The organism is Sphingobacteriales bacterium, assembly GCA_012517435.1.
Lineage (GTDB): Bacteria > Bacteroidota > Bacteroidia > CAILMK01 > JAAYUY01 > JAAYUY01.
In genome coordinates this window covers 1-5,979 of sequence record JAAYUY010000036.1, presented here as the reverse complement: position 1 = coordinate 5,979, position 5,979 = coordinate 1, and the positions used below count along the sequence as shown (strand labels likewise).

Here is a 5,979-nt window from a genome sequence, read left to right as displayed (position 1 = left end):
TTTGGTTTCAATATCCATATTTGTTTTTCCAGAGTTGACGCAAATGTTTTCTGATTTCTTCCTCTCTCGGATTTTTAGAAGGCTCGAAAAATTTTTTCCCACTGATGGCTTCAGGCAGAAACTCAAGGTTGACGAAGTTGCCTTCAAAATCGTGAGCATACTGATAATTTTTACCATAGCCAATTTTTTTCATCAGGCGGGTAGGAGCGTTGCGCAAGTGGAGGGGTACCGGCAGGTCGCCTGAACGAGCCACTTCTGCCATTGCTTGTTCAATGGCCATATAACTGCTGTTGCTTTTGGGAGAACAAGCCAGATAAATTGCCGTTTGTGAAAGGATAATTCTGGCTTCCGGCATTCCGATGACGTCTATGGCCTGAAAGCAGTTATTTGCCAGCAACAAAGCATTTGGATTGGCATTTCCGATATCTTCGGAGGCAAGAATCAGCATTCTGCGGGCAATGAATTTCGGGTCTTCACCTCCTGCCAGCATTCGTGCCAGATAATAAACGGCTGCATTCGGGTCGCTTCCCCGCATCGACTTGATAAATGCAGAAATCAGGTCGTAGTGCATTTCTCCGCTTTTGTCGTAGGTGGCCAGATTTTGCTGAATGGTTTCCACCACCGTCTTATTGTCGAAAACAAGCTTGCCACTGTTGTGTTGGTTGACTATTAATTCAATAATATTAAGTAATTTACGTGCATCTCCTCCGGAATATCTCAGCAGGGCATCCCATTCTTTGACCTCAGGGCTGAATTGTTTCAGATATTCATCTTTTTCAAAAGCAGAATAAAAGAGTTTTTTCAGGTGGTTTTCATCCAGTTCTTTCAGAATATATACCTGACAACGCGAAAGCAAAGCAGTATTTACTTCAAAGGAGGGGTTCTCGGTGGTGGCGCCAATAAAGAGAATCAGCCCTTTTTCGATGGCTCCGAGCAAGGCATCCTGCTGTCCTTTGTTGAAGCGATGAATTTCATCCAGAAACAGGATAACCTGATTGCTTTTTTTGGCTATTTCAATGACCTCCCTGACTTCTTTTACGCCCACCTGAATGGCACTTAACCCAAAAAATCTTTTATCAAGCCTTTTGGCAATAATATTGGCCAGCGTGGTTTTTCCAACCCCCGGGGGTCCCCAGAAAATCATGGAAGGGATGTGCCCGCTTTCGATGGTTTTTCTTAAAATGGCATTTTTCCCGACCAGATGTTCCTGTCCGATAAAATCGTCAAGGCTTTGGGGGCGTAAGCGTTCGGCAAGCGGGGTCGTCAGCTTTGTTTCCATGTTGTGTCCTGAAATGTTTTTTTGTTATTCTTTATTTTTTCCATTCCGGAAATCTGCCTGGCGTGTAGGGGGCACCGGTTTTTTCCAGTTCAGCTTCTATTTTCCTCAGGTCTGTTTCATAAAGATTTTTAAGTTTCTCCGAAATTTCAAGATAAATTTCTCCGGCAATCCGGTAGTTGTCGAGCATGGTTTGCGTGGGAGCTGATGTTGAACTCCACAGCCCCCAGACAATATTGTCAATCCTGTCGTTCAGGCTGGCAGGAATGTTTTCATTTCGTTTGACCAAAACGGGATCCCCTGAAATGACGATCTGAATTTGTTTATTTTCCCTTTCTATTTTGTTTAGCAGAATTTCAAGGTCTTTGGTATCGGTTTTAGCCAGCATCAATGCTGACCGGATAGCGGCTATTCTGGTGTCGAGATCGGTGCTGAGCAGTTGTATGGCAGAAACTACTCTCCTGAGTTCAGCAGTTTTTTGGGTAAAATCAACCAGAGCTTTTCTGTCTGAGGCGGTCAGGGTAGGAGCGCCTAATATTTTTGCCTCAAAAACAACCGGTCCTGCTGAATATTTGACTAATTCATCATGAATAAGTTCAAGGGTTACACTGTATTTTCCGGGAAGGGCAAGCATGCCGGATTCGTTTTCATTGTTTGGCCGGGCCGGAGCAGTGGAGGGATAACGTAAATCCCATGTGAAGCGATTAATTCCTTTTGAAGCCTGTGTTTTTAGTTTTCTGACCACTTGTCCGCTCTCATCCCTGATGGTGAACAATAAATAAGGAGCTTTTTCATTTTCTTCCTTTTTTAATTCTTCAATGTCAGGATATTTAATATCAAGGCCTTTTTCAAGGGCTTCCTTTTCTCTGTCATGGCGTTGCTCTTTCAATGTTTTGGGAACTTCTTTAAGATAATAAGTAAACACAGCACCAAAAGGAGGATTGGGAGCCGTGTAAAAGCCATCGCCAAGTGAGCCTTTTTCGCCCCAGCCGAAAGGCTTTTCAGGAATATACATCCATGCGTCTTTCACAGGGAACAGAAAGGCCTGTTTCTCAAGAGTTTCATTACTCAACAGGCGAAGGGGAGAATAATCATCGAGGACATAAAAACTTCTGCCGAAAGTAGCCAGAACAAGGTCATTCTCTCTTTTCTGAATGGCTATATCGCGTACGGCAATGGTCGGAAGTCCTGAAGTCATTTTTACCCAGTTGTTGCCCCCGTCAATGGTAAACCATATTCCATATTCCGTGCCTATGAATAACAAATCAGGATTGACATGATCTTCAGCAATGCAATAAACCACTTCAGGTTCCGGAAGATTTGAGGTGATTTCTTTCCAGCTTTTTCCCTTGTCTGTGCTTTTCAGGATATAGGGTTTAAAGTCGGCCATTTTATGGTTGTCAAAGGCAACATAAACAACATTCTCGTTGTGTTGCGAAGCTATGACTGCACTGATATAGGTAAATTCCGGTATTCCGGGAAATGAGTTGACAAAACGCCAGTTTTTACCACCATCTTCAGTGATGGATAGTTGTCCGTCATCCGAGCCGGTATAGATGAGTCCTTCTTTCAGCGGACTTTCACTGATCTGAATCAGATTGCCGTAAACAGAGGTAGAGGCATTTTTGGCTACGGCATCGGGAGGCCATATTTTTCCCATGACTTTCAGTGAATTTCGGTCGCGCTGACGGGTAAGGTCGGGACTGATGATTTGCCATGAATTGCCCCTGTCGTCTGAACGGAAAAGGTAATTGGCACCGAAATACAAGCGGGTGGGTGAATGCGGGCTGATGATCAGAGGTGCATCCCAGTTCCAGCGGTAAGGTTTTTCGTTTTTCCCTTCCATCGGTTTGATGTCGATGGCTTCTCCGCTTTTTTTATCGTACCTGACCAGTCCGCCATACTGGCTCTGAGCATAAACAATGTCGGGATTTACAGAGTCGATGCAAGACTCAAAACCATCGCCATCGTTGGTAATAAACCAGTCGTGGTTGGCAATGCCATAGTTTTTCTTTGTACGTGAAGGTCCGCCCTGAGAGGCATTGTCCTGTGTTCCGCCATAAATATTGTAAAATGGCTCTGCATTATCGACTGATACCCTGTAAAACTGGGTAACGGGCAGATTATCGAAATAGCGCCAGCTGGCACAGGCATCAAAAGTTTCATAAAGGCCGCCATCACCTCCAATTCTCAGGTGAGAAGGGTTTACGGGATTTATCCATAAAGCATGGTCATCGACATGGCGGTATTTATTTCCCAGCGGTTTAAAAGTTTTTCCTCCGTCAAGGGAGAGCTGAGAATAGGTATCCATCAGATAAACCTTATCAGGGTTGACGGGGTCGCAGAAAATCTCGTTATAGTATTGAGCCGAGACTGTGCTGTAATTATTCATTTTTGTCCATGTTTCGCCCCTGTCGGTTGACCTGAAAAATCCGCCCTTGTCTTCGGCAGCTTCAACGATGGCATATAAAATATTTGGATTCACAGGAGAAATGGCCAGCCCGATACGGCCAACATCGCCCGAAGGCAATCCGGAAGTTATTTTTCTCCATGTTTTTCCACCATCGGTACTTTTATAAACTGCAGATTCGGGGCCTCCGTTAATGAGTGTCCACACATGGCGCCTGCGTTGGTAAGCAGCTGCAACGATGACATCCGGATTTTTCGGATCTATCACCACATCAGTCACTCCTGTATTTTCGCTGATGGTCAGAACGGCAGTCCATGTAGCACCTCCATCGGTGGTTTTGTAAAGCCCTCTGTCGCCACCAGGCCCCCATAAAGGCCCCTGTGCGGCTACATAAACAACATCCGAATTTCTCGGGTCAATCACTATTTTTCCGATATGCTCCGATTTTTGAAGTCCCATGTTTTTCCAGCTTTTTCCGCCATCCACCGATTTATAAACCCCATCACCCCATGATACGGAACGCTGGCTGTTGTTTTCTCCTGTACCAACCCACACCACATTCGGATTTTTAGGATCTACCGTTACACATCCTATGGAAAATGATTTTTCTTTTTCAAAAACAGGTGTCCATGTAGTTCCTGCATTCGAGGTTTTCCAAACGCCCCCGCAGGCAACTGCCAGATAATATTCATTGAAATTTTCAGGGTTTACTGCAATATCCACTATTCTTCCCGACATCAATGCCGGACCGACACTGCGGAATTTTAATCCTGAAATGGTGCTGCTGCTTAGTTTCTTTTCTTCTGATGATTCTTTTTTCTGTGAGAATCCGGCATGATACCATAGCATAAAAACTGCGAGCATCATGATTGTTTTTGTTAAAGAATTAATTTTCATGGATAAATGTTTTAAAGGTTAAGAATACCGATTATTTTAGTGTTCATGAATTTTCCACCCGGATAATGGTCGGTATAGTCGAAGTTTAACCAGATATTGTCATCAGCATCCAGATGATAATAGATGGCTTTGCCTTTTGATTCTTCGGCAAATAGTTGACGGATCAGCAGGTTGTATTTGACAAAATCCTGTTTCTGACAAATTTTTACTTCCGGATAAAGGTGTCCTTCTGTCCGTATTATCCGTGCATCGCCCCCGATGGCTTCGATACAGGAGGCCATGGTGATGGAGTAGTCGTCACAATCGCCTGAGAGATGAATGACAGATTCATACGCTGGTGCATAATATTCGTTGTTGGCCGGGTCAAAAACATATTGCCACCTTTGATTGATTTCTTTGAAAACACTGAAATATTGTATCACTTTCCCATAGCGTCTGAAATAATACGGGTCGTTAAAATGTTTCTTTGAAATCACAACAGCGAAGTTTCGGACCGATGGATTATCCGGCACAACGGCTGCCCTGATTTTGTTCCCATTTTTGAAAGAAGCATTTTCAGGGATAAATGGTACCTGCACAGGGGATTCGAGCAGGTAGATAAACATGGATTTATAATCGTGGTAAACATCCAGATAACTGTATTTATTAAAAAAAAGATTAATGGTCAGGAAGATGAAGCACATCAGGACGATTCCGGCTACCACTCTCTTAAAGACTTCAATCAATCCGCGGATAATCAGGATCACAACAATTGCCGTAAGAGCATGGTCAAGTCGTAAAATATGATCTACTCCTGCCTGAAGGGTTATTTCGGGAACATATTGATAAACAATAGCAAAAAAAGGAAGTGACAAAATAAGAGCAGCCAGCCACGACAACACCGAGAGGAATATTCTCTCTTTGAGTTTTTTTTTCCTGTTTTGCCTGACGATGGCTTTCAGATCAGGAAATACCTCATTCTCTTCATTTTTTCGCATGAATGGCCAATTATTTGGCCTGCTAATTTACCACATATCTGCCATCATTCTGAATGTTAACTACAGGAACAACGTGATTATTTTCAAAGGAATTGTAAACAGGTAAAAGTTCATCCCAAAAGCTCTTATGCTCTGGATATTGCTTTTGAAAATTCTGATGATTGCTGCTGGTCATACGATAGGGAAAAATATGGACAGAAATAGTGTTTTGGCCGTGTTCACGCGCTTCCACTGCAAGTAAATAGAGCTCCATGATTTTATCGTCTGTGATGGGAACACAGCCGATTGTTACACAATTTCCATGAATAAAAATATCTCCTCCCGGACTGTTTCCGTCTGACCGGACTCTGTCTGAGTTGTTCGGATAATTTATCCCGAGCGACAGATAGTAATTACTCACCGGGTTAAATCTGTTGATG

4 protein-coding genes are annotated in these 5,979 nt (G+C 43.4%); all 4 read right to left on the bottom strand.

Features of this window, described 5'->3' with window-relative positions:
* Nucleotides 1-7: 7 nt before the first annotated feature.
* From GX437_02240 to GX437_02225, 4 genes are read right to left on the bottom strand one after another with little or no spacing between them, the layout of a single operon-like run.
* On the bottom strand, nt 8-1,279 hold the full coding sequence (locus tag GX437_02240; GenBank protein NLJ06468.1) for a replication-associated recombination protein A: 1,272 nt from the start codon (nt 1,277-1,279) through the stop codon (nt 8-10).
* Between the two features lie 31 nt (nt 1,280-1,310).
* Nucleotides 1,311-4,583 carry a glycosyl hydrolase gene (locus tag GX437_02235; GenBank protein NLJ06467.1) on the bottom strand — a complete coding sequence of 1,091 codons (3,273 nt, stop codon included), beginning with the start codon at nt 4,581-4,583 and terminating at the stop codon, nt 1,311-1,313.
* Between the two features lie 11 nt (nt 4,584-4,594).
* Nucleotides 4,595-5,560: a transglutaminase gene (locus GX437_02230; GenBank protein ID NLJ06466.1), complete on the bottom strand. Its 966-nt coding sequence runs from the start codon at nt 5,558-5,560 to the stop codon at nt 4,595-4,597.
* 22 nt (nt 5,561-5,582) lie between these two features.
* Nucleotides 5,583-5,960 carry a hypothetical protein gene (locus GX437_02225; protein NLJ06465.1) on the bottom strand — a complete coding sequence of 126 codons (378 nt, stop codon included), beginning with the start codon at nt 5,958-5,960 and terminating at the stop codon, nt 5,583-5,585.
* Nucleotides 5,961-5,979: the final 19 nt, after the last annotated feature.

Excerpts from the sequence above, each read along its gene's own strand:
- GX437_02230 (NLJ06466.1), bottom strand. The coding sequence starts at position 5,560 with ATGCGAAAAAATGAAGAGAATGAGGTATTTCCTGATCTGAAAGCCATC.
- GX437_02235 (NLJ06467.1), bottom strand. The coding sequence starts at position 4,583 with ATGAAAATTAATTCTTTAACAAAAACAATCATGATGCTCGCAGTTTTT.
- GX437_02240 (NLJ06468.1), bottom strand. The coding sequence starts at position 1,279 with ATGGAAACAAAGCTGACGACCCCGCTTGCCGAACGCTTACGCCCCCAA.